This window comes from Flavobacterium sp. PL002 (assembly GCF_054165825.1).
This window is the reverse complement of the sequence record NZ_CM135110.1, coordinates 1948393-1973367: the sequence shown is the minus strand read 5'-3', so window position 1 is coordinate 1973367 and position 24975 is coordinate 1948393. Positions and strand designations below refer to the sequence as shown.

Here is a 24975-nt window from a genome sequence, read left to right as displayed (position 1 = left end):
TATTTCAAGCAGTTACCATCGACATCTGTTCAAACAGTAGCCTTCTGGTCTTGCGATATAATTATTAATTTTCACTTTTAAAAGTTTCCCCAAACACTCAAAAGGCTAAATATTAATTATTCTTACAAGTAAGATTTCGTTTAACGGTATGCTTACTTTTTAAGGATAACACATTTTCAATCAATAGCTTACACTTCAAATTTACACTCATTATTTTCATCAATAAATGCTTTTACTGCATCTATAACTGCATCTTGAATAAATCCTTCTTGTAAAATTATTGGAGTATAAGAAACTACTGCTGGTGCGATTGTGGTATTTGAGAATGATGAAACTCCCTAAAAAGATTGCTGTTAATAAAATTAACTTTTCATATTATTTGTTTTTGTTTGTTTATAATTTATTGATTTTGCAGCTTATTGATTACTGCACCTGGATATATTAGTTTAAGCACACCAATTACTGTTACTGGTAATTCTTTAATTTTAGTATGTTCACCTCCTATATTGATTACTTTTTCAACTAAATTTCAACTAATGCCATAACAGCGAAAGTTCATAAACTTCCTAAAAGAACTGCCTTTTTCATAATCTATATGCTTTATTATTTGAAACTAAAATTCTATTTCACTATTATTTTCTTAACTGCTTGACTACCAGAATTTTTAATTTTTACAAAATAAATTCCAGAAGCCAAACTTGATATAGACACGGGGTTTAACTTTTTTGCCCGTTGAATATTTATTACAGAAGCTCCTAAACCATTATAAACTGTTATTTCACTTCCTTCAGGACAAGTTACATTAACCAAATCTGAACTCGGATTTGGAAAAACAGAAACATGTTCAAGTTCAATTGTATCCACATTAGAAATATTTTCAATATAAAAATCATCTACGTAAAAATTACCATATCCTACACCAAAATAGTCATCTTCCAAAACTGTAATAGTAAAATTCTGCTCCATTACTGGATTTAGAGTTGTAAATTCATTTGATAATGTCACCCATTGTCCTTTGGTTACATCCTTAAACTCCCAATTCAGTTCGCTTGGCAATGAGCTTATACTTGTTTTAAAACCTAATATAGAAGTTCCAGGATCTATAAAAACTTTAACATACATTTTATAGACGCCTTGATTTAACGAGATCTTAGCTTCATTCACCGATTCACCACATGTAATTTCAATAGGATTTTTTTGAGCAAAAACAGGCGTTAAGAAACATTTAAATAATAACAATAAAATTGTATACTGATTTCGAGATGAAACAAAAGTTTTTACTCTATATATTTTTTTTAAATACTTCATTTTACAATTCATTAGTTAATTCTACATCAATAAATCTAAATAGTCCACATGGTATATCAATATTTACACTTGACCCTGTCTTAAAAAATTGCTTTCCATCTAAAATGTCTTGAATTTTAACCGGATTTACTGTGTTGAATTTAACATGAGCAACACGAGCATTAGGATTTATATAACCATTATCAATCAACGTTAATCGCAAATGTTTAGGACTAGTTTGCGCCACTACCCAAGCTACATCACCTGTAACCGTAATTGGAATTTTGGCAGCACCTGCTTCAATTTCAGATTTAACAGTTTCATAATAAGTATCGGCATTATATTTTATCACTCCATCCGAGGAATAATAGTAACGTCCATCTGTATAGTATTCTTTTAAAATGTTTTTATATAAGGGATGTAGATTATTTTTCATCAATCCTCTTGGAGCGATTAAATCAGCTTTGGGACCATTTTGAGGAGGCGTAATCAAAACCATTCCATTCGGGTAATTGGGCAAAAAATTCAATCTTCTTTCCTTCATACCCGCAGCAAATTTTGAAAAATCCCAATCTGTTAATGGAGCACCTGGCCAGCTTCCGTTCATTCGGCTAAAAACAAATGGGTTAGCATCTTCGAATGATTGATCAAAATTAGTCAACCATTTATTTTCAGACCCCTCTTCATGAAAGTGTTCATCAGGTTTAAACATACTTAAATGCACAGGTGAAAAACTTACTATTTCTGAGCGTAATGGCACAAATAACGCTCCATTAGCTAATAATTTTGCAAATAGTTCGGGTTTAGTAAAATTATCATAATACTGCGCACCGCTTGCTGCTGCATAAACTAACTGGCGTAAAAAGTGATTGTCCAAGTTTTGATCTGAAAATTGCCTCATTCGATCATAACTTGCATTATCTGGCACGGCTCTTGAACCCCAACTATCAACAGCTCCACTTGCCCAAACCCCCATCCTAGAGGCCAGACTTAAATCCATACTTTTATCTGTAGTTTCTTCCATAGCAGGTACAAAAACATTAGCAAACTCACCTGAAAGTAATCGAGACCACATTGGTAAATAAGCACTACTTTGCCAAAAAATATTTTTGGAACGAATAAATAATTTCAAATTTTTGTTTTTACCATAAGTTGCCAATGGATAAATTAAATTATTCATTACAAATTGAAAGTCAGCGCTGCTATCTTCTAATTCTGGATAAATTAAGACCGTTTTACGTCCTGAAATTGAATTTGTCTCATCTATTACTTTTTGACTAGTTTGTTTACTATACATATAAGGATCATTACCGTGACCACCCCAATATGCTATTCCAGTTTCTGCAATGTTAGGATAAATAAAACTTAAAGCTTGCTCTTCTGTCCAATCATATGTTCTACGGCCATCTCTTTTATCTCTGTATTTTAAATTAGTTAGACTAGATCTACCCCAGTTATCTCCATCTTGAGCATGAAAAGTTGAGGGCTGAGGTACAAAAATAGGAGTATTGTACAGCGCTGTATTTAAACCGATTGTGTTTTCATACAATAAATTTATTTCAATTGGATTGCGTTCCCAACTGGGCTTAACAAAGCTTGCCATTTTTGAATTCAATGCTGATGTATTGTCTAAAATTTTTTGAATTTTACCTGGAGAGGTAATAGATGTATAATTCGCTTTCCAATCGGGTTTAGATGGGTCAATAATATGAATATCACTTCCTCCACTTTGACTACTTGCTAAAATAATATTACCTGTCAACGGGTCCTTCCACATATCATTAAATGAATATGAACACTCTAAAATCTCAGCATTATCAATTTTCTGACCTGGTGACAACAAAATAATATGATTCCCAAATAATACAAAATACTGATAGCCAGCTCCATTTGGAATAATTTCTGGTTGTGCTACACGATATCCAAAACCACCTACTTTATTACTAATACTTGAAATATCATAATAATGCTGTGGAGTTCCATCATTTAATGGGTCAAATTCTAAAAAACCAGAATCATTGATATGCGCACTATTTCCTAACAATATTTTTGAACTTCCATTAATTGAAACTACTTTCATCTCACCAACGGGCCTTCCTGAATTTATCTTAACCGAAGGTGTAATTACCGATGTTCCCAAAACGTCAAACAAATACATATTTCCAGTAACTTGCATACTATTATTAGTTCCTAAAACAGCTAACATATCAGTACCATCAGCTTTTTTTACTTTTCGTAAAAAATTAGAGATATGCACTCGAGTAGGCGCGGTAGTTTCACCAAAAGTAGTATTTACAGAATAAGAAGAAGAAGTCAAAGTTTGTTTCAATGTCCCATCAGCATTAAGGTAATAAATGTTTTTGTCATAACCACCACATACTATATACGGAATATCATTTTTACTTACAACACAAACTGCATACATAGGAGCATCATTTTGTTTAAATTGCCATTTGATTGTTCCATCATTGTTCAAACAATATAAAACTCCATTAGCATTCGCCGCAAAGATCTCATCGATGCCATCACCTGTAATATCTTCACACCATAAATCATGATTCATAAACCCTGATAATTTGTTTTCCCAAATTAGCTTTCCGTCATAACGTAACGCAACTATGGTTCCTTCATAACTTGAACCAACAATAAAGGATTTTCCATTTTTAACAGCAGTTCGTACTTTTGAAATAGTATAATTTACATCATTATCATTAACAGTATCGGGTTGAGATCCAAACTTTAAACTATAACTTCCTGTACTAGGATTTTTGGTATCAAAAGTCCAACTTGAAGTTTGTATCGTATTCCATCCTTTGTCACCCGCTTCAAAACCGTAATAAAGGTTATTTAATAAATTTGGACCTGTTTGTGCGTTACCGATGATTGATAGTAAACAAAAATACAAGCAGACTAATCTAAATCCGTTTGTACTATTTATTACTTTTAAAATATTAATTTTAGGTATTTTTATTTTCATTTTTTTTTTAAAATTTTTTAACATTATATGATTAATCATATATTTTTTATGTCATTGAAAAGTTTTAGATTTTTAAAATATATAAATTCAACATTTCATCTATTCGTATTGTTGGGTTTTATATTTATTTTTATTTGTAATTATATACTTATGTTTTTTAAATATTATTCACATCACTAACTTATCCTGTTTTAATCTTAAAACAAAAAACTTAAATAATTAAAAACACTAATTAAGTATATAACCTCAATCCTTCTATATTAGAAAATTATCAAGCCTTTGATTTATGTTCTTTTTTTCTAATATTTATTAACTACTTTCATCTACATAAACTTATTAAATAAAACAACTAGACCTTACTGTAACAGAGATTTACTGAGACTAATCACATCACACATCTCCTAAGTTAGTAATACTTTTGGCTATATTTTCAATTATTGAATTTGCATCAAATATTGATAACTAATTCAAATATTACTAACTTATTTACATGTGTTTTGCTTTTTATTGCTTTACGTATTTCTACAATTAATTATTGTATCCAATTTCCGTTTACATCAGCAAATAAAGAACTTTCTTTATCTCCGATCGTAACATCAAGTTTGTATTCCTTATTTTCGTTTACATAAGCTTTATTGATTACTGCATCAGAATACGCCGCTTTAAGGGCATCAGTAACTGCTGCTGGTAATTCTTCAATTTTAATTTCAGTATATTCATCTGCGATAGTAATTATTTTTTCAACTGAATTTTGTATTGGTACGATAGCAGCAAAAGTTGATAAACTCCCTAAAAGAACTGCTGCTGATAAAATTAACTTTTTCATAATATTTGTTTTTTATATGTTGTTTAATAGTGGTTTTTTATTATTGTGGAAGCCATTTTCCATTTGCGTCTGAAAACAATGAACCCTGTTGGTCACCTGTAATAATATCGATTCGATACTCGTTATTTTCATTCTTATATGCTTTGCTAATAACAGCATCTGGATAAGCAACTTTAAGTGCATCTGTAACTGCTACAGGTAATTCTTCTACTTTAATTTCAATATATTCATTTGCAATTGTGATTACTTTTTCAACTGAATTTTGAACTGGTGCGATAGCAGCGAAAGTTGATAAACTTCCTAAAAGAACTGCTGCTGATAATACTAACTTTTTCATAATATGTATGTTTTAATTATTGTATATTGACTTAATCTATTTTATTATTGTTTTTGAATCCATTTTCCGTTTTCGTCAGCAAAAACAGACCCTTGTTTATCACCTAATTTAATATCTAATTGATATTCTTTGTTTTCATTTACATAAGCTTTACTAATCACAGCATCTGGATAAGCTGTTTTTAATGCATCAGTAACTGCTGTTGGAACTTCTTCAATTTTGATCTCGGTAAACTCATCTGCAATAGTGATTACTTTTTCAACTGAATTTGGAACCGATGTGATAGCAGCAAAAGTTGATAAACTTCCTAAAAGAACTGCTGTTGATAATATTAATTTTTTCATGACATGTGTTTTAATGGTTATTGTATCGTTGTTTTACACTTCAGACAATGAAATTATTATGCCGCGAAATTCACAAAGAGAAAATTAACATCAATACTTTGACTATTAGATATTTAAAAGTTATCATGTGTTTTTATAACCAATAAAAAGTGTAACATTAAAAATTAAATCGGGTAGTTTTTACTCATTTAATACCCAAAAACCATATAATTTATTCCAAACTAATTTTATCCCATCGGGAGCAGCCGAAATGCAATCGTGCTTTTCGACTCCATTCGAACTAACAAATGGGCTATTATAAATAGATAGCTATATCAAAAAATAGCACATAAAAAAAGCCGTACATTGCTGTACGGCTTTTTAAAAAATATTGTAATCAATTATTCTTTTGGTAACATTTTAAAGGTATCCATGAAGGCAGTTGTATAATCGCCTTCAATATATTTAGGATCATCCATTAATTGTCTGTGAAACGGAATAGTTGTTTTAATTCCTTCTATAACAAATTCGTCTAGCGCTCTTCTCATTTTGCTAATTGCTTCTTCTCTAGTTTGAGCAGTAGTAATTAATTTAGCAATCATAGAATCATAATTAGGCGGGATAGTATATCCTGAATACACATGTGTATCTAAACGCACACCGTGACCACCAGGCATATGAAGTGTAGTAATTTTTCCTGGAGATGGGCGGAAGTCATTATATGGATCTTCTGCATTAATACGACATTCAATAGCGTGTAATTCTGGTAAATAGTTCTTACCTGAAATAGGCACTCCAGCAGCAACCAGTATTTGTTCACGAATTAAATCATAATCAATTACTTGTTCTGTGATTGGGTGCTCCACTTGAATACGCGTATTCATTTCCATGAAATAGAAATTACGGTGTTTATCAACTAAGAATTCAACTGTACCAGCACCTTCATATTTAATATACTCAGCTGCTTTTACTGCTGCTTCACCCATTTTCAAACGCAATTCGTCTGTCATGAATGGTGAAGGTGTTTCTTCGGTTAATTTTTGGTGACGTCTTTGAACAGAACAGTCTCTCTCAGAAAGATGACAAGCTCTACCGTAGGAATCTCCAATCACTTGAATTTCAATATGGCGCGGTTCTTCGATTAATTTTTCAAGATACATTCCGTCATTACCAAAAGCAGCAGCAGACTCTTGACGAGCACTCTCCCACGCTTTAAGTAAATCCTCTTCTTTCCAAACGGCACGCATTCCTTTTCCACCACCACCAGCAGTTGCTTTAAGCATTACTGGAAAACCGAACTCTTTAGAAAGTTGTAATGCTTGTTCATAAGATTCTAAAATCCCAACAGAACCAGGTACACAAGGCACACCAGCTTCAATCATAGTTGATTTAGCAGAAGCTTTATCACCCATTCTATCAATCATTTCTGGAGAGGCTCCAATAAATTTGATTCCGTGTTCTTGACAAATTTTAGAAAATTTTGAATTCTCAGATAAGAATCCATAACCTGGATGTATAGCATCTGCATTTGTAATTTCTGCAGCAGCAATAATATTTGACATCTTTAAATATGACAAGTTACTTGGAGGAGGTCCTATACAAACCGCTTCATCTGCAAACCTAACGTGTAAACTTTCTGCATCAGCAGTAGAGTAAACCGCTACGGTCTTAATGCCCATTTCTTTACAAGTTCTAATCACACGAAGTGCAATTTCTCCTCTATTGGCAATTAATATTTTTTTAAACATCTTGCTTTAAATTTAAATTATGAATTTTAAATTTTAAATTATTTCAAAAGGCATAATACACCAGATGAAACATATAATTTAAAATTAATTAAGATGGATCAACTAAAAATAATGGTTGGTCAAATTCAACAGGAGACATATCGTCAACAAGAATTTTTACAATTTTACCTGAAATTTCAGATTCTATTTCGTTGAATAATTTCATTGCTTCAATTACACATAAAACATCACCAACAGCTATTTTAGTACCCACTTCAACAAAGACAGCTTTGTCTGGAGATGGTTTTCTATAAAAAGTTCCAATGATAGGAGATTTAACAACAATATATTTTGAATCCTCAGCTGGAGCTACTGCAACTGGAGCTACTGGAGCAACAGGTTGTGGCGCTAAAGCTTGTTGCAACGTATTTTGAGCAGGTACTTGTTGTACGTATGTAGTTTCTGTAGTACTACCTTCTAAAGTTGTTCTAATGGTGATTTTTACATCATCCATTTCCAATTTAACTTCTGCAACTCCCGAATTTGCTACAAATTTGATTAGGTTCTGAATTTCTTTTAAATCCATAATTATTTGTTTTTAGTTTAAATTTATTTTTTGTCGTATGCCCATTTTAAGTAAATAGAACCCCAAGTGAATCCCCCACCAAAAGCGGCAAAAATTACCGTATCTCCTTTTTTGAATTTATTTTCAAAATCGCTAAGTACTAAAGGTAAAGTCGCTGATGTAGTATTACCATATCTTTCGATATTCATTAACACTTTAGAGTCTTCTAAGTTCATTCTACTTGCAGTGGCATCAATAATTCTTTTATTAGCTTGATGTGGCACTAACCAATCTACGTCTTCATTTGTCAAATTATTTCTTTTCAGAATTAAATCACAAGCGTCAGCCATATTAGTTACAGCATATTTAAATACTGTTTTACCATCTTGAATGATATTGTGTCTTTTTTCTTTGAATGTTTCGATAGAAGTTGGGTTCAAAGAACCACCTGCATCAATCTTTAAAAAATCACGACCTACACCGTCACTTCTTAAATATTCATCTTGTAAACCTAAACCTTCAAAATTAGGTTCAAACAAAACCGCTCCGGCACCATCACCAAAAATGATACAAGTAGAACGATCAGTATAATCTACAATAGACGACATTTTATCAGCACCTATAAGTAATACTTTTTTATATCTTCTGGATTGAATGTAAGCAGCTGCTGTAGACATCCCGTATAAAAAGCTGGAACATGCGGCTTGTAAATCATAAGAAAAAGCATTAGTAGCACCAATTGCAGTCGCTACATATGCTCCAGTAGAAGCTACAGGCATATCAGCCGTAGCTGTTGCCATTATTAATAAGTCAATTTCTAAAGGATCAATATTCGCTTTGGCAATTAAGTCCTGAGCGGCTTTAATTGCTAAAAATGAAGTTCCTTTATCAGTGTCCTTAAGAATTCTTCTTTCTTTAATTCCTGTACGAGAGGTAATCCACTCGTCATTTGTGTCGACCATAGTCTCTAAAGCTTTGTTTGTAAGAACAAAGTCAGGAACATAAGCGCCAACAGCGGTAATTGCGGCTGTAATTGAATTCATTGTATTTGAATATTTTTTATCAAATGTTGCCATTCAATAAAACGTTTAAAAGAGTTGAAAATTACAAAAAAAAATCTAAACGTTCCGTTTTAGACTTTTTATTTAACAAAATTACAATCAACAAAAAAACTCTCACGATGTGAGAGTTCAGATATCATTTATAAAAAAAATGCATTAAGCAACAGCTACAGACTTATCTATAACAACTTGCCCTCTGTAATACATTTTCCCTTCATGCCAGTAGGCTCTGTGGTATAAATGCGCCTCACCTGTAATAGGGCAAGTAGCGATTTGTGCTACAGTAGCTTTATAATGTGTTCTTCTCTTATCTCTTCTTGTTTTGGAGATTTTTCTCTTAGGATGTGCCATTTTACTATATTATTTATCCGTTAATAGTTGCTTTAATTTGTCCCATCTAGGGTCAATATTTTCTTCGTTTTCTTCTTCTTTTTCTTCTTGTTGCTGCTCTTTTACCTGCAATTCATTCAGTTTATCAAGTGCTTCAGTTTTTAAACTTCCGTCTTCAACTCCTGGATGAACTCGTCTTAGAGGTATTGATAACACAATCATCTCGTACATATACTGAGCGATATCTATTTCAAACTCACCAAATGGCAAAATAAGCAACTCTTCATTGTCATTATTAAATTCTTCACCAAAACGAACAATTAATTTCATCTCACCATTTATTGGCAAATCAAAATCTTCACTTGTAAGGTCACAGGGAACATTTACAGTTCCACTATGTTGAAAAACCAACTCTAACATGCTGCTATTTTTCTCTAAAACTACATTTACTTTGATATCAGAATTTTCAAATTCGTCATAATCAAAGATTTCAAAGAACGCATTACTTAATTGATATTCAAAATGATGTTTTCCTTGCTTTAATCCCACAAAAGGAATTAAATATTCTTTTGTATTCTTCATTTCAACATGATTTTGCCCCAAACTTCGGGAGTGCAAAGATATAAAATTATTATAAAACTAATAATGTTATTTACCTTTTTTTATTTAGGACTGTTTTTCTTTTACTTTTAGTGGCTTTTCACTTATTTCTGCATACTCCATTCTAGAACGATAAATATCCAAAGCCAAATAAACGGCTTCCTTAAACGAATTATAATCTGCCAGGCCTTTTCCAGCAATATCGTAGGCTGTGCCATGATCTGGCGAGGTTCTAACCTTACTCAAACCAGCCGTATAATTAACTCCATTTCCAAACGATAACGTTTTAAACGGAATCAATCCTTGGTCATGATAAGTTGCTACTACAGCGTCATATTTTTCATATTGACTACTACCAAAAAAACCATCAGCGGCAAATGGACCAAAAACAAGCGTTCCTTTATCAAAAATTTTCTTCAAAGTAGGCTTTAAAATAGCGTCATCTTCTTTACCAATAACTCCACCATCACCACAATGTGGATTAAGTCCTAAAACCGCAATTTTAGGTTTATTGATACTAAAATCTTGAATCAAAGATTTTCTTATTGTTTCTATTTTTCGAGTAATTAATTCCTCTGTTAAATGCGAAGCAACCTCACTCACTGGAATATGATCCGTCAATAAACCAACTCTTAAATTATCTTGAATCATAAACATCAAGGCATCCCCTTCTAATTCTTGATCCAAATAATCAGTATGTCCTGGGAATTTAAATTCCTCAGACTGAATATTATATTTATTAATTGGCGCAGTAACCAGCACATCAACCAAGCCTTCTTTTAAGGCTTTAGTAGCTGCAACAAATGACTTTATAGCATAAACGCCTACTTTTTCATCATTTACACCAAGATTTAAATCAACCCCTTCTTTCCAAACGTTCAAAACATTGATCTTTCCAGGAAGAATTTGGTCTAAACTATCTATTCCATGCAAAGGCGTAGCAGCGTCTAAATTCTTTTTTATAAAGGTCATGATTTTCACATTAGCAAAAATAACTGGCGTACACAACTCCAACATTCGATTATCTTCAAATGTTTTAAGCACAACTTCGCTTCCAATACCGTTTAAATCTCCTATTGAAATTCCAACAATTATATTTTCTGCTCTTTTCATAATGACGACTAATTATTTATTACTAATTTTGAACTACAAATTTAGTAAAATAAAACAAGAAATGTTTACAGGAATAATAGAAACCCTTGGTACAATCCAAGAAATTCAAAAAGACAAAGACAACATCCACATCACGATGGACGCAACAATAACAAATGAGTTAAAAATTGATCAAAGCGTTGCTCATAACGGCATATGTCTCACCGTAGTAGCCATAAAAGACAACTCTTACACCGTGACAGCAATTGACGAAACAATTCAGAAAACTAATTTAGGAAGCTGGAAAGTAGGCGATACCGTTAATCTTGAGAGAGCCATGAAATTAGGAGATAGACTAGACGGCCACATTGTTCAGGGACACGTTGATCAAACAGGAACATGCATAGCTACCCAGGAAACTAACGGAAGCTGGTCATACACCTTTGAATACGACCCCAACCTAAACAACCTCACCATAGAAAAAGGTTCAATTACCGTAAACGGAGTAAGCTTAACAGTGGTAAATTCTAAAAAAAATCAATTTAGCGTTGCCATAATCCCATACACACACGAACATACAAACTTCAATGCGTTTAAAGTGGGCACAAAAATCAATTTAGAGTTTGACGTAATAGGAAAATACGTATCCAAACTTCATCAAAACAACCTATAACTTTTATTAAAATAAAAAAACCTCAGCTTTACACGAGGGCACTGAAAAACCTCGCTTATTTCGATTTGTGTTATTTTTCAAAGATTAAAAAAACGCTTATAACAGGATTTCAAACATCCGTTATAAGCGTTTCAAATTTTACAACTGTTTTTATTTTAGATTTTAGGAGTCTATTTTTTGGCTTAAAATGAGTGTGTTTTAGACAATACGCAAGTAGAACGCATTTCCTACATTAGTTTTATGATTCTTTTTAAATTTACTGTAAAAACAGCCATTGCTCCTTGCATTTGCATATTGTTTATGCCATAAGATATCGCTCTGTCAAAACTATGTGCATTTTTTAACTCACTATTCTTCGCTTCTATTTTGTATCGGTGCTTTGCTTTTTCTTTGTAATAGTCTGTTTCTTGAAAGGATATTTGCTCTTGATGTAAATCTGATTTTATGGATACCGAATATGTTTTTGTTTTTGCTCCCTCTTTATAACAGCCTTCTTTTAAAGGACATGATTTACATTTTTCAACATCAAAATAGTAAGTGTCGACTTGATTTTTCCCGATATCTTTGGTTCCACCTCGTGCTTTTCGTATTGCCATATGACCCACAGGACATACAAACCTATCGGCATCTTTATTGTAATCAAATTTATCCTCGTCTTTTCTAAATCCTTGTGTTATGGATGGGTTTAGTCTGGCCACTACTTTAATATTTTGCTCACTTGTGATTTTAAGATTTTCTTTCCCCGAATAGGCACCATCACCAATAATAGTATCTACCTCAATTCCATTTTCTTGACTAATTTCTAAGAGTTTTGGCAATTCCGGTCCATCTCCTTTTTCTCCCGATGTTACTACGGCTGCTGTTATGATGCGCTCTTCGGTCATAGCTAAATGAGTCTTGTAGCCAAAGAAAGAACTCTCGGCAGATTTATGCCCAGTTTTGGCATCGGTATCTTTTGATAAAATTAAATTTTCTTGTGTATCTTCGATGGTTTCTTTTAGCAAGTTGAGTTTTTCTTTTACGGCCGGTATCAAACTCACCGAAGGATCTTCTTCTAGTCTTTTCTCTAACTCTTTGCTATAAGCCAACTCCTTTTCTAAATCATTCTCGTTGTTCTTCTCTGGCATACGTTCTTTCCATTGTTCATCAAATGAATAAACCACTTTACGAAGTTGTTTAGAATGTTCTCTCAGTACGTCTATAGCTAAAAATGGATTTGACCTTGATAAAGTATGTGTGGCATCAACTATTATAGATTTAGAACGAATAACACCTTTTTCAATGGCTAAGGCTACCGTTTTGTTAATCAATAAATTCAATAAATCGGTGTCTTTTAAGCGGAGTTTTCTAAATTTTGTCAATGAACTTGGGTTGATAACATCGGCTTCGGGTGTCATATCCAAAAAATATTTAAAGGACATGTCAAAACGAGAGCGATCAACAACATCAACATCCGAGACCGTATAAATCGTTTTCAAAAGTAGATATTTGAACATGCGAATAGGACTTTCTGCCATACGACCATTATTTACACAATAGGTATGTATAAGTTCATCGGTGATAAATGAAAAATCAATTAATTCATTGATTTTTCGAAGAAGATTATCTTTAGGAATGATTAAATCATATAACGAGGAATGCTCGCTGAACTGAATTTGTTGGGATCAAGTCTAAAAGTTGTGGGGAAATATTAAAAAAGGGATATTTGTGTTTTTAAAAATAAGATACAAATGCAAGATTCTTTTACCGAACTTCTCAAATTATTACTACCCGAAATTATTGTTGACTATTTTGAGTTAACCTCATACAAGAAAGCAGATGAAGTTTTGCATTTATACTTAAAAGAGATTAATTCCCCCCCTAAAGAATATCGTAATGAGAAACTAAGTTCCAAGGGATTCTTTGATGAAATAACAGTTCAAGATTTTCCCATTCGAGGACATCAGGTTTATCTTCATATCACACGCAGAAGATGGCTTAATGAAGACACTAGTAAAGTTGTATTTAGAGATTGGAATTTAGTAGCAGACGGAACTCGAGTAACACAAGAGTTTGCGTCTTTTTTAAAAGAGATCAATAGATTCCAAGGCTAATGACTGTAATGCCATAGCCTCTTTTTATGGAGTTAAAGGAAAAAATCTACAACATCAATACAAGGATTTTTTAAGTAATTTTAAAATTTGGGATCAAAAACCACATGCTAAACAATGGCTTCTATTTGCCCAAAATATTGGCAAACGTTTGTCTATAGACGAAACTTCACTATCCAATGGTGAACTCTATACTATTTTGACAAACAAAACTGCAAAAGGAAGAAAAGGAGCTATAGTAGCTATGATTGCTGGCACTAAAGCTGAAACAGTAATTTCAATCATTGAAAAAATCCCAATTAAGCGACGAAATTTAGTCACTGAAATCACTTTAGATATGGCAGGAAATATGGGTCTAATCGCCAAGAAATGCTTCCCAAATGCAACACGAGTTACTGATAGATTTCATGTACAAAAACTAGCTACAGAGGCTTTACAAGAAATAAGAATAAAATACCGTTGGCAAGCAATAGACCACGAAAACGAGGCTATAGAAAAAGCTAAGAAAAACAAGAAAAAATTCGAACCTACAATTTTATCAAATGGAGATACCATTAAGCAATTACTAGCCCGAAGTCGATACATCTTGTATAAAAACAAATCAAAATGGTCAGAAAAACAAACGGAAAGAGCCAAATTGCTATTCGAATTATACCCCGATATTGAAAAAGCGTACGGATTAGCTCAAGATTTACGAAATGTTTTTGAAAACACAACTGATAAAATATACGCACTAACCAGATTAGCTAAATGGCATGAAAAAGTAAATCAAGCAGAATTTAAATCCTTTAATACAATATCTAGAACGATACAGAATCATTATCAAACAATACTAAACTACTTTGATAACAGAAGTACAAATGCGTCTGCAGAATCTTTTAACGCAAAGATAAAAGCTTTTAGGTCTCAATTTAGAGGAGTAAGAAACATCGAGTTCTTCCTTTTTAGGCTAACAAATATATATGCCTAATTTTTACTTCCCCACAGGTTTTCGTTATGATCCATTTGTTGTTGCTGAACTAACATCTAAAAAGCCTTATAATTACAGTTAAATATAATCAAAAAGGAGCAGTAAATAAAATTTTACTGCTCCTTTTTTATGCTGATTTTTTGTAAATGACTTTTTCAGTGCCCTCGCTTTACACTGAGGTTTTTTTATATCTTGTCTTTTTATAAATCGTATAACTACCTAATAACACTCCCGCTATCAAAAGTAGAACAAGACCTCCATCTACAGGCAAGCCTGGAGGAGGAGGAAGAGTAGGAGTAGGAGTAGGAGGATCTGCAAACACTGAAGTAACAGTCATTACCAACACCATTGCTAGAAAAATCTTTTTTGGAATAATTTTCATATGGGTCAAAAATAACAAATCAATTGATTTAAAAAAAATATTTTGTATGCTATTTTATATATACAACAAAATTAAATTATAAATAACAGTTTCGCAAAAATAAAAAACCTCGTAAAGTATTAATTTACAAGGCTTCTTTTTAAACTTAAAATGTGGTCCCACCTGGGCTCGAACCAGGGACCACCTGATTATGAGTCAGGTGCTCTAACCAGCTGAGCTATAGGACCGGTTATGAGAGTGCAATATTACTACTATTTTTCCTTTACTCCAAATAATATTACGCTAGTTTTTACATAAATATTTAAATAAATTAAAAGACCCTGATTACTAGATTTATAAAAACTACTCTTATTCATTATTTTATCTCTTGACACAACTCAATCAAGACGCCATTAGTACTTTTAGGATGCAAGAAGGCTACTAATTTATTATCGGCTCCTTTTTTAGGGACTTCATTTAAAACAACAAAACCTTCGGCTTTTAATCTTTCAATCTCCGCTTCGATGTCTTCAACATCAAAAGCAATGTGATGAATTCCCTCCCCTTTTTTCTCCAGAAACTTCGCGATAGGACTGTCAGGATTTGTAGCCGCTAGAAGCTCAATTTTATTAGGGCCGTTTTTAAAAAATGAAGTCATTACTCCTTCACTCGCTACTTCCTCTGACTTGTAGGCAGGAGCACCAAATAATTTTTCGAATAAAGCATTGGATACCTCCATATCTTTCACAGCAATACCTATATGTTCAATTTTTCTCATAATTTTAATGGGGTTTTAAAAAACAAAGATACTACTATCGTTGGTAAACAAATTTATTAAAGCTCCCACATTCTGCAATAACCTCTTGATAGTAATCCGTATCTGAATACTCTTTTTGCAAAGTTTTAAAACCGTTTCTTGCTGATGAACTCACTCCTACATCATAGTAATCCCACAAACTCATATTTTGAGAATAAAACATTTGATCATAATACTCATTGCGTTCACATTTACTCAATAGGTAAACACATTTTGCTTTTTGCTCTTTAGTAGTAGCTGCTTTAAAAGCTTTTTGATAATATTTTTTTGGCAAAACACTACTAAGAATTTTCTCTTTAATAGCTTCTCTAAAATAACTAGGATCAGAACCATAACCTACAATTGGTCTTTCGTAAAAACTACGTGCATTTCCAAAATGAGAAATATTATAAAAGGCATTTCCTAACAACAAACTATTGTTATAAACATCAATATTATTGGCCACATTGTCTTCCATCTCTTTAATAATTTTCAAAAACTCCATTTGCGTAAATTTCCTTCTTTGGTAAGCAGCATGTTCGCAATCATGACAATCTTTAATGTTTCCATTAAACGGATTTCCTAAAAACACTTCATATTGCGTACTGTCTGATTTCTCCATAAATGCAATTGCCTCTGGAATATCATCTGCGAAAGCAGCTTTAACCGCTTGAAAGTTATTAATATCACTCAATTTCAATGTGTAAATACTAGCCGCTAATGTCTCAATTGCTGATTTTTTTGTTTTCGAAAGAAAGTCTTTCATAGCTTGCAAATTTTCATCATTGTCATAAAAATCATCCGTTGGTAAAAACAACTCCGACATCACATCATTTTTTTGACCTTTATATAGCGCTGCTAAATACGTTTTACTTCCGTTTAATGCATTATTGAATCGTAGATTTTCTATAGTATGACTAGGTAATTCTTTATATATCCAGTTTAAATCTTTCAGAATAGTCTTTTCGTTACTGGAGTTTATCTTGGTTATTTTATTCAAATTATTCACAAATCGCAATATTCTAAGCTGACCTTCCGCTAATGGCGTTTTAGGTAATTTTGATGCTACACCGTCATACGTTTTATCTGCTTTAGCATATTCTCCATTCAAACTTTGTAAATAACCCAATGCAATATTCCACAAATACGGTTTATTTGTTTCCTTAGAGCCAGCAATTTTTTGTACCAAGGAAAGTACCGACTTGTCCATTTGTGCTAGTTTAGCTTTGTTATTATCCGCCACAGACAAATCTTTATAATTATCACTAATCTTATTTTCTTGATTATTGATTAATCTCGTTAAGAGGTAGTTTAGGTGCTCACTTGACGGGTCTAATTCAAAAATAGCCGCAATAGCTTTGAATTCCTCTTTATAATAGCCGTGAATTGCCCATAAGGCTGCTTTTTCTTGATTGTTTTTGGCTAAAGCCAAAGACTCATTCCAATCCTTCTCTTCCTGTGGATGAAAACTATATGCTGTTACAACACGCATTTCTGGGCATTTATCGAATACTTTACTATACAAATAATTGGATTTAGCATATTCTTCTCTACCATAATATACCCCTGCACAATACCCTAAAGCGCGATAATACAAGGTGTTTTTAACCACAGACTCTGATGTTTTATCAAAAAAATCAATAGCCTTTTGTTTATCATCACTATAAAAATAGGCTTTCATTAATTGAAACCAATACCTGTTTTTCAAAAAATCATCTGAATTATTTTGGTATGCTTTTTCTATTCCAGCAATTGTTTCCCAGTCCGAAAAAACTTTTACCTCTACAACATCATAACTCCAATACCTATTTGAAACAGAAGTCGCCTCTACCTTTTTTGCTAGATATAGAAAACGCAAAAATGCTTTTACCTTTTTATCGTTTAAATTAAATACCGCACTCCACTTACTAGAACTCGCATTTTCTTTTTTTGATGAATAGTAATTTTCTAAATCATTTATGTCTTTTTCACTTTTATCTATTAAGAAGAATTTCACTGTTTCAGCATTCATACTTCCTTTTAAGAACGTCTCCCAGTCCGCTGTAATCAAAGTATTAAATCTCGAATCATGCTGGTCGTCAAAACGAATTCCATAAAAAACATCCCCAGATAAAAATAAAGGAGAATAGGAATTATCTACAAAAGCCTCGGGTGCAAAATTAGAATTACCACCATAATACCAGTCGCCATACCAACCATCTCCTCCGCAGGCATAAATTAAGCCATAAGTAAAAAGTAATCCTGTGCTAAAAACAAGTAACAACTTGCTTGAAAATAGTTTTTTCATAATTTATTAAATTAAGTTCGTCTAAATCGTAGAAGATAATTTCTTTGGGACTTGATGCTCCATTCTCTTTTAAATCTGATGCCATTTCTTTTAAATCATCCGCAGATATGGCTTCTATTTTTATAACATCTTCTTTTTTATAAAACACTCCTTTGCGGTAATGCGATTGATTTACCTTATAAATATTCTTTTCTATAAAGGTAAAATTAGCACTTGAATCTAAATCGCTAGCTAATAATTTACTACGCAAACCAATTACCTTGCCTTGACTAATATGGATACCCCACGAATAAATAGGCAAAGCATAACTTAATGGCAAGGGATATTTTTTCAAACTTTTAATATAACGTTTCGCAATTCCTTGATCGTATATCGAATTTAAAGATTTTACTGCAATGGTACCCATATTGTAATACATTAAAACCCCTGAATCAACATTTGGAATTTTTGTTTTCTCAAAATACTTGACTTGATGTAATCTAATTGTAGCCGATAATTTCTTAGCAGAGATACGTTTAAAGTCTTCGATAAATTTCAAATAATTGGTTTTACTACTTAAAGTCCAGTCGCAATCTATTTGGATTTCTTGGCACGAAAGTCCGTTTTTAGTATTGACTAAATTAATAAAGTCATTGGTTTTATTAGCCAAATCCTGGCTATTAAATTTTTCATCAAGCATCACTTTATTTTGAATATAAACAACCGGAACAATTGATTTAATATTGGGGAGCTTTGTAAAATGTATTGGACTTACGGGGTAAACTTGTTTTGTCTTAGGATGTAAATCAAGGTCAAAATACCGAATATAGATTTTTTCTACATTATTTTCTTTAATCGTTTCTAGTTCTAAAGGAGAGAGATTAAAATTTGTTTTCCAATAATAAAACGATACAATAGGAGTTTCTGTACGTTGGCAAGAAATAAAAACCACAAATAATACGATATATAAACAAAAATTCTTCAAGATTACAGGCCATTTAGCATCAAACAAATCTAAGATTTTACAAATACTAATAACAGCTTTGAGTTGCATTTATTTTTTTGAACACCAAGTCTAATCTATTACAAAATACAAACTATCCTAATATTGCTATAAAAATTTCGATTACAGAAAATATAATTGTTATTTTGTAGCAATAAATTCACATTCTTTATGTCTAAAAATATCGCATTTATAATCTATATCTTTTTAGTTTTATCACTAACTAATTGTGCCAAAAGAGGAACAATTACTGGTGGTTTAAAAGACACTCTTGCGCCAACATTAAAATCCAGTTTCCCTAAAAACTATAGCACTAATTTTAAAGGCAATGAAATCAAATTAGTTTTTGATGAATACATTAAATTAAAAAACTTAAACAAGCAGTTGATTATCTCACCTCCCATGAAACAGGAGCCAATAATTTTACCAACTACAGCGAGTAAATATTTGACCATACAAATCAAAGACACTTTACAACCCAACACCACCTATAGTTTTAATTTTGGTCAAAGTATTGCTGATAACAATGAAGGCAATCCCTACAATCAATTTAAATACATATTTTCGACGGGAACTTATATTGATTCACTTGCTATAGGCGGCAGGATCAAAGATGCTTACAATAAAGAAGCCGATTCATTTGTATCAATAATGCTTTATGATGTGGATGAAAAGTACAACGATTCGGTTGTTTACAATAAAACGCCTCGGTATATCACGAATACTTTAGACAGTTTAAAAACTTTTAGATTAGAAAATTTAAAAGCTGGAAAATACCTATTAGTTGCTATGAAAGATCAAAATAGCAATAATAAATTTAATCCTAAAGAAGACAAAATAGGTTTTAGAAAAGAATTTATTACGATCCCAAATGACACTGTTTACGAATTAGAGTTATTTAAAGAAACATTAGACTTAAAAACATCAAAACCAATTCAGGCTTCAGGTAATAGATTATTTTTAGGTTATGACGGAAAACAAAACCTTAAAGAAAAACAACCTAAAGTAGTTGTTAAAAACAATACCGAAGTTCTTGAGACAATCATTACTCAAATGCCCAAGAAAGACTCTCTACAAATATGGTTCAAACCTTTAAAAGCCGACTCACTAGCCGTTAGCGTTTCTAGAGATAGTTATTTAAAAGATTATGTTATAAAAATTAAAGACCAAAAGAAAGATTCTTTAAACATCACTGCTAATCAAAATGGTGTTTTAAATTTTAGAGATCGCTTTTCATTAGAAACCGCTACACCGTTAGTGAAATTTGATGATGCTAAAATAAAACTTACGGATAACGACAGCACCGAGGTTCCTTTTAAAAGAGAATATGATGTTTTTAATCAAAAGCTTTATTTTGACTTTAAAAAAGAACCCAATAAAAAATACAATTTCAGATTATTACCTGGAGCATTAACTGATTTTTATGACAAATCTAATGATACCTTAAGCTACAAATTAGCTACAAAAACCGAAGCCGAGTATGGTAATTTACGCATTCAACTTAAAAACGTAAAACGCTTTCCGGTAATTGTAGAGTTGACTGATTCAAAAGGTGATGTTTTAGCTTCAGAATACACTGATGAAAAAACTACTATTGATTTTAACTTATTAAATCCCGCAGTTTATACACTTCGTATTGTTTATGACGATAACAAAAATAAAATCTATGATTCCGGAAGCTTTATAAAGAAAACATATTCTGAAGAGGTTGTTTATTTTTCTAAAGAAATTGATGTTCGTGCTAACTGGGATGTAGATCAAACATTTGATGTTAGCCTACCCTACTCTCCTGAACCAAAGAAAAAAGAAAAAGGCAAAGGGGGAGATGATAAACAAAAATCTCAAGGTGGAAAACCTGAAAACAGACAATAATTAAAAATAGCACACCCTTTTTAGTTTCAATACTCTGTAGCTATAAAGGGTTCATGTAATTAATTATTTTATTTTGAATACATCTCTATCGTTCAAAAAATTTAACTTTTCACGAACTTTCATTAAATCTGATTGGTCAAGAGTCGTTATAAAAACTCCTTCTGATTCTTCCGGCGCCATCAAGTAATCGCCTAAACAATCCAACACTTGTGAATGTCCAATGTATTCATAACCATTGGCATCAATACCTACTCTATTTACACCTATTACGTAACTCATATTTTCTATAGCACGCGCTGCAAGTAAAGTATCCCAGGCTTTTATTCGGGTTTTTGGCCAGCTGGCAGCATAAATTAACAAGTCGTAATTCTCGACGTTACGAGAGTAAACTGGAAAACGCAAATCATAACACACAAACGGACAAATTTTCCAACCTAGGTAGTCTACAATCAATTTTTGAGTTCCTCTTGAATACACTTTTTCTTCACCAGCAAGAGTAAACAAATGTCTTTTATCGTAATGCTGAACTTCACCAGATGGAAAAACAAACAACATCCTATTATAAAAACTGGCGTTTTCTTCAATTACTACGCTTCCGGTTATGGCGCAGTTTTTGGCTTTTGCCAAAGCTTGCATCCACAATACCGTTTTGCCTTGCATTGATTCAGCTACTTTTGAAGGAAGCATTGTAAAACCTGTTGTAAACATTTCAGGAAGTACAATTAAATGTACTTCATCTATAATTGCGTTGATTTTTTCTTTGAAATAAACTCGGTTTACTTCTGGATTTTCCCAAATAATCGGTGATTGAATTATGGCTACTTTCATTTTATAAAATTACTAAAAAGGAGATATGGATGATCGTTTTTTTTTTAGAATTATGGTTATTTAGAATCCCTTTATGAATTAATTTATGTTGTCATTGGAACACGGATGATACGGATCGAGCAGATTTAAACGGATATACTATCTTGGAATGAGATAGTATCGTTTGTTTAGAAGACTTACTCATTTTGTATTGGTGGCGAAGTCCAACCTTGACTTGTATACAATTACTCCAAACCTACAATAGCTCTAAAAACACTATCGATAACTAACGCCATTTTTGGAATATTAATTGTCTCCAGAACATCTTTATCGGTGTGGTAGTTTGGGTTTCTGTAAAATGCGGTATTCGTAATCATAACGGCACTAAAGCCATATTTCCAATAATTTAAGTGATCCGAAAAGTCGACTCCTGTTAAAAATGACGGACTTTTGAATGATTTGGTCAAAATAGAATTACTATCAAACATGCTGTCTTTAAAGTCTGAAGGAAAGCCACCATTATTAAACTTTTGCACTAAGGTGATATAATCGCCTTTGTCGCCATAAATCCATTTTAACGCAGCAATAGGATAGGATTGAGAATTCTCTTTTTCAGAGAAATACCCAATCGTTTCTAAGCAAATCATTCCTTTTACGGGAATTTTATGGTCATATAATGATTTTGCATGTACAGCACTTCCCATATAATCCGTTCTAAAAAAAGGAGGTTCTTCAAGTGTGTACGCTACTAAGTCTACTCTATACTTCAACTTAGCGGCTTTTAATAATCGCGCTAACTCTAGTAATCCAGCCGTTCCACTAGCATTGTCATCAGCCCCTTGTTGTTCTTCGCAGACATCGTAATGCGCGCCAACAATAATCCGTTCTCCATTTTCGGGACCAAAAGAGGCAATTACATTTTTATATTCTTGATTTTCCACAATAAATTTTTGTTCGCTAACTCTATTTGTGTTTTTATGGAACTCCGCATAAATATAGCTCGCTACGCTATCTAATGTTGCGACGTTTTTATACGTTCTGCTTGTTGGTGTTTGTGTAATTACTTGAAGATCGTGACTTATTCTAGTAGTATCTGCTAGACGTTCTAACGGTTTGCCTTGAGATGAAATTGGGAAAAATACATACATTGAAAACAGCATTAAAAATGCTACGAGAACAAACAGATATTTTAAAACTTTTTTCATGAATTGTATGATTTGACAAGACCGACATTACTATTAGATCTAAAATACTAATTTAAAATTAAGAACATTATCCAAATCAATAAAACACCCAAATGTATTCTGAACGAATATTTGGTTTCTTTGTGCAAAAAAGATAAAAGAAGACCATTAAGAACCATCAGAATAAAACTAACGGGACCAATCAAAAAAACCGATATAACATCTAAATTAGGCGTACAAGGCCCTGACTTGTATTGTCCTGATAAATTTACATATAAGATTGGTACAATAGCCAAACCGTAAAAGCTCAATGACATAATTGCGTTTCGTTTTTCGTCTTCCATCCTTTGTTTTGAAATAAATAGTAGGGTTGAATTTTGATTACTTTAAAAATCTACTATCAAGGAACAATAATAATTTCTTTTCTATTTAACAATTCGATCAACGGTTATCACTCGAAAGGTATATGAATTGATGGTAATTCTAATGTTGTTAATTTCGTTTGAAACATAGAAATTCTTACCTGTTTTTTTAAAAAAATTGAGTTCGGTTTCGTTTAAAACAGTAGCCAACATTGATTCTATATGATCGTTTGAAAAATTAGTTTTCAATTTTTTGTTTATTCTTTGATAAACGAGATCGGTGTAACAAAGCTTGTCTAGAATTTCGGTTTTTATTGTATTCATTTTTCGTTTCTTGAACTTTCAAATATAACAAATAATGCGCTACAAATGATTTCATGTACTTTTATGTTAAAATGATTGGTGCTATAAATATTCTCGACTCCGCTCGAATTGACAGCAGAATAAAAATGTGAATTTCAAGAGTTTATTAGTTCTCGACTCCGATCGAATTGACATACGAAGTTTAAACTATTTTCTTCGGGTGAGGGATAGCAGTGGAAAGCCCACAGCCCGACGAAGGAGGTGCGAGGACTTGAAACGCATAGCCCGACCGGAGCTTTTGCGGAGGGCACCCCAAAAACAAAAAACGCATCCAAATTAATGAATGCGTTTTTTATAATATGGATTCCATGCGTGTTCTCGACTGCGCTCGAACTGACAAAGAATATCTGGGATATTATCCTTTCATGCTTGCTGACATGTACTCTCTGTTCATACGAGCGATGTTCTCTAAAGAAATTCCTTTAGGACATTCTACTTCACATGCTCCAGTGTTCGTACAGTTACCAAAACCTTCAGCATCCATCTGGTGTACCATGTTTAATACACGATCTGTTGCTTCAATTTTACCTTGAGGTAACAAAGCATATTGAGAAACTTTGGCCGCTACGAATAACATTGCCGATGAGTTTTTACAAGTTGCTACACAAGCTCCACAACCAATACAGGTTGCAGCATCAAATGCTTCATCAGCATCTTTCTTGTTGATAGGAATTGTATTTGCATCGATTGTATTTCCTGAAGTATTTACTGATATAAATCCTCCTGCATGTTGGATTCTATCAAAAGCACTACGGTTTACTACTAAATCTTTTACTACAGGGAACGCTGCTGCACGGAAAGGCTCGATTGTAATCGTGTCACCATCCTTGAACATACGCATGTGCAATTGACAAGTCGTTACACCTCTATCTGGTCCATGCGCTTCACCGTTGATGTACAAAGAACACATTCCGCAAATTCCTTCGCGACAATCGTGATCAAATGCAACTGGCTCACCACCTTTGCTCATTAAATCTTCATTGAAAACGTCAAGCATTTCAAGGAAAGACATGTCTGGCTCAATTCCGTCGATTTGATAATCAACCATTGCTCCTTTATCTTGGGCGTTTTTTTGACGCCATATTTTTAATGTAAGTTTCATT

At 32.6% G+C, this 24975-nt stretch carries 25 protein-coding genes and 1 tRNA gene; 4 read left to right on the top strand and 22 right to left on the bottom strand.

The features are described 5' to 3' along the window. Window positions 1-621: 621 nt before the first annotated feature. The 11 genes from ACVEGE_RS08590 to pdxA all read right to left on the bottom strand — a co-directional run bounded on the left by ACVEGE_RS08590 (window position 622) and on the right by pdxA (window position 11149). Entirely contained in the window at window positions 622-1308 is a 687-nt protein-coding gene (locus tag ACVEGE_RS08590; protein WP_192501521.1) for a T9SS type A sorting domain-containing protein, read from the bottom strand. A gap of 1 nt (window position 1309) precedes the next feature. After that, the gene (locus tag ACVEGE_RS08585) at window positions 1310-4264 is read right to left on the bottom strand and encodes an outer membrane protein assembly factor BamB family protein (RefSeq protein ID WP_192501522.1); all 2955 of its coding nucleotides are present in this window, start codon (window positions 4262-4264) and stop codon (window positions 1310-1312) included. A 532-nt stretch (window positions 4265-4796) separates the two neighbouring features. After that, window positions 4797-5090, bottom strand: coding sequence for a hypothetical protein (locus tag ACVEGE_RS08580; protein WP_192500134.1), 294 nt, complete (start codon window positions 5088-5090; stop codon window positions 4797-4799). Between the two features lie 40 nt (window positions 5091-5130). Next, entirely contained in the window at window positions 5131-5427 is a 297-nt protein-coding gene (locus ACVEGE_RS08575) for a hypothetical protein (protein ID WP_173857150.1), read from the bottom strand. A gap of 44 nt (window positions 5428-5471) precedes the next feature. Beyond that, the gene (locus ACVEGE_RS08570; RefSeq protein ID WP_192500135.1) at window positions 5472-5771 is read right to left on the bottom strand and encodes a hypothetical protein; all 300 of its coding nucleotides are present in this window, start codon (window positions 5769-5771) and stop codon (window positions 5472-5474) included. Between the two features lie 380 nt (window positions 5772-6151). Next, the gene (gene accC / locus ACVEGE_RS08565; RefSeq protein ID WP_173850974.1) at window positions 6152-7498 is read right to left on the bottom strand and encodes an acetyl-CoA carboxylase biotin carboxylase subunit; all 1347 of its coding nucleotides are present in this window, start codon (window positions 7496-7498) and stop codon (window positions 6152-6154) included. Window positions 7499-7586: 88 nt separating this feature from the next. After that, complete coding sequence (gene accB, locus ACVEGE_RS08560) at window positions 7587-8063, bottom strand: acetyl-CoA carboxylase biotin carboxyl carrier protein (RefSeq protein ID WP_173850976.1); 477 nt, start codon at window positions 8061-8063, stop codon at window positions 7587-7589. A gap of 23 nt (window positions 8064-8086) precedes the next feature. Further along, window positions 8087-9085 carry a beta-ketoacyl-ACP synthase III gene (locus ACVEGE_RS08555; protein ID WP_192500136.1) on the bottom strand — a complete coding sequence of 333 codons (999 nt, stop codon included), beginning with the start codon at window positions 9083-9085 and terminating at the stop codon, window positions 8087-8089. A gap of 174 nt (window positions 9086-9259) precedes the next feature. Further along, on the bottom strand, window positions 9260-9454 hold the full coding sequence (gene rpmF / locus ACVEGE_RS08550; protein WP_007137315.1) for a 50S ribosomal protein L32: 195 nt from the start codon (window positions 9452-9454) through the stop codon (window positions 9260-9262). A 9-nt stretch (window positions 9455-9463) separates the two neighbouring features. Continuing rightward, window positions 9464-10015 (bottom strand): YceD family protein, encoded by a 552-nt coding sequence (locus tag ACVEGE_RS08545; RefSeq protein WP_173857169.1) that lies wholly within the window; start codon window positions 10013-10015, stop codon window positions 9464-9466. Window positions 10016-10099: 84 nt separating this feature from the next. After that, on the bottom strand, window positions 10100-11149 hold the full coding sequence (gene pdxA / locus ACVEGE_RS08540) for a 4-hydroxythreonine-4-phosphate dehydrogenase PdxA (RefSeq protein WP_192500137.1): 1050 nt from the start codon (window positions 11147-11149) through the stop codon (window positions 10100-10102). A 58-nt stretch (window positions 11150-11207) separates the two neighbouring features. Here pdxA and ACVEGE_RS08535 point away from each other — a divergent pair, with 58 nt between their 5' ends. Further along, window positions 11208-11798 carry a riboflavin synthase gene (locus ACVEGE_RS08535; RefSeq protein ID WP_173850980.1) on the top strand — a complete coding sequence of 197 codons (591 nt, stop codon included), beginning with the start codon at window positions 11208-11210 and terminating at the stop codon, window positions 11796-11798. Between the two features lie 227 nt (window positions 11799-12025). On the opposite strand, the gene ACVEGE_RS08530 is transcribed toward ACVEGE_RS08535, so the two are convergent. Beyond that, window positions 12026-13453 carry an IS1182 family transposase gene (locus ACVEGE_RS08530; protein ID WP_192500138.1) on the bottom strand — a complete coding sequence of 476 codons (1428 nt, stop codon included), beginning with the start codon at window positions 13451-13453 and terminating at the stop codon, window positions 12026-12028. Between the two features lie 75 nt (window positions 13454-13528). On the opposite strand from ACVEGE_RS08530, the gene ACVEGE_RS08525 reads away from it, so the two are divergent. After that, window positions 13529-13891 carry an ISAon1 family transposase N-terminal region protein gene (locus ACVEGE_RS08525; RefSeq protein ID WP_458008540.1) on the top strand — a complete coding sequence of 121 codons (363 nt, stop codon included), beginning with the start codon at window positions 13529-13531 and terminating at the stop codon, window positions 13889-13891. Next, window positions 13875-14858, top strand: coding sequence for an ISAon1 family transposase (locus ACVEGE_RS08520; RefSeq protein WP_192501650.1), 984 nt, complete (start codon window positions 13875-13877; stop codon window positions 14856-14858). The genes ACVEGE_RS08525 and ACVEGE_RS08520 overlap by 17 nt, the downstream gene beginning before the upstream one ends. Before the next feature lie 169 nt (window positions 14859-15027). On the opposite strand, the gene ACVEGE_RS08515 is transcribed toward ACVEGE_RS08520, so the two are convergent. The 5 genes from ACVEGE_RS08515 to ACVEGE_RS08495 all read right to left on the bottom strand — a co-directional run bounded on the left by ACVEGE_RS08515 (window position 15028) and on the right by ACVEGE_RS08495 (window position 19335). Continuing rightward, complete coding sequence (locus ACVEGE_RS08515) at window positions 15028-15240, bottom strand: PID-CTERM protein-sorting domain-containing protein (RefSeq protein WP_225738182.1); 213 nt, start codon at window positions 15238-15240, stop codon at window positions 15028-15030. Between the two features lie 153 nt (window positions 15241-15393). Beyond that, window positions 15394-15467 (bottom strand) — tRNA-Ile (locus ACVEGE_RS08510). A 128-nt stretch (window positions 15468-15595) separates the two neighbouring features. After that, on the bottom strand, window positions 15596-15997 hold the full coding sequence (mce, locus tag ACVEGE_RS08505; RefSeq protein ID WP_173850984.1) for a methylmalonyl-CoA epimerase: 402 nt from the start codon (window positions 15995-15997) through the stop codon (window positions 15596-15598). Window positions 15998-16031: 34 nt separating this feature from the next. Continuing rightward, complete coding sequence (locus ACVEGE_RS08500) at window positions 16032-18302, bottom strand: hypothetical protein (protein ID WP_192501832.1); 2271 nt, start codon at window positions 18300-18302, stop codon at window positions 16032-16034. Next, complete coding sequence (locus ACVEGE_RS08495; protein WP_225738181.1) at window positions 18262-19335, bottom strand: hypothetical protein; 1074 nt, start codon at window positions 19333-19335, stop codon at window positions 18262-18264. The genes ACVEGE_RS08500 and ACVEGE_RS08495 overlap by 41 nt, the downstream gene beginning before the upstream one ends. Window positions 19336-19455: 120 nt before the next feature. On the opposite strand from ACVEGE_RS08495, the gene ACVEGE_RS08490 reads away from it, so the two are divergent. Beyond that, the gene (locus ACVEGE_RS08490; RefSeq protein WP_192501831.1) at window positions 19456-21156 is read left to right on the top strand and encodes an Ig-like domain-containing domain; all 1701 of its coding nucleotides are present in this window, start codon (window positions 19456-19458) and stop codon (window positions 21154-21156) included. A 63-nt stretch (window positions 21157-21219) separates the two neighbouring features. Here the strand turns inward: ACVEGE_RS08490 and ACVEGE_RS08485 are convergent, their stop codons facing one another. The 5 genes from ACVEGE_RS08485 to ACVEGE_RS08465 all read right to left on the bottom strand — a co-directional run bounded on the left by ACVEGE_RS08485 (window position 21220) and on the right by ACVEGE_RS08465 (window position 24974). Beyond that, window positions 21220-21984, bottom strand: a complete 765-nt coding sequence (locus ACVEGE_RS08485; RefSeq protein WP_192501830.1) for an amidohydrolase — start codon at window positions 21982-21984, stop codon at window positions 21220-21222. A gap of 224 nt (window positions 21985-22208) precedes the next feature. After that, window positions 22209-23168: a M28 family peptidase gene (locus ACVEGE_RS08480; protein ID WP_192501829.1), complete on the bottom strand. Its 960-nt coding sequence runs from the start codon at window positions 23166-23168 to the stop codon at window positions 22209-22211. A 47-nt stretch (window positions 23169-23215) separates the two neighbouring features. Beyond that, complete coding sequence (locus ACVEGE_RS08475) at window positions 23216-23491, bottom strand: hypothetical protein (protein WP_192501828.1); 276 nt, start codon at window positions 23489-23491, stop codon at window positions 23216-23218. An 81-nt stretch (window positions 23492-23572) separates the two neighbouring features. Continuing rightward, window positions 23573-23833: a DUF3781 domain-containing protein gene (locus ACVEGE_RS08470; protein WP_192501827.1), complete on the bottom strand. Its 261-nt coding sequence runs from the start codon at window positions 23831-23833 to the stop codon at window positions 23573-23575. Between the two features lie 394 nt (window positions 23834-24227). Beyond that, window positions 24228-24974 carry a succinate dehydrogenase/fumarate reductase iron-sulfur subunit gene (locus tag ACVEGE_RS08465; protein ID WP_192501826.1) on the bottom strand — a complete coding sequence of 249 codons (747 nt, stop codon included), beginning with the start codon at window positions 24972-24974 and terminating at the stop codon, window positions 24228-24230. Window position 24975: the final 1 nt, after the last annotated feature.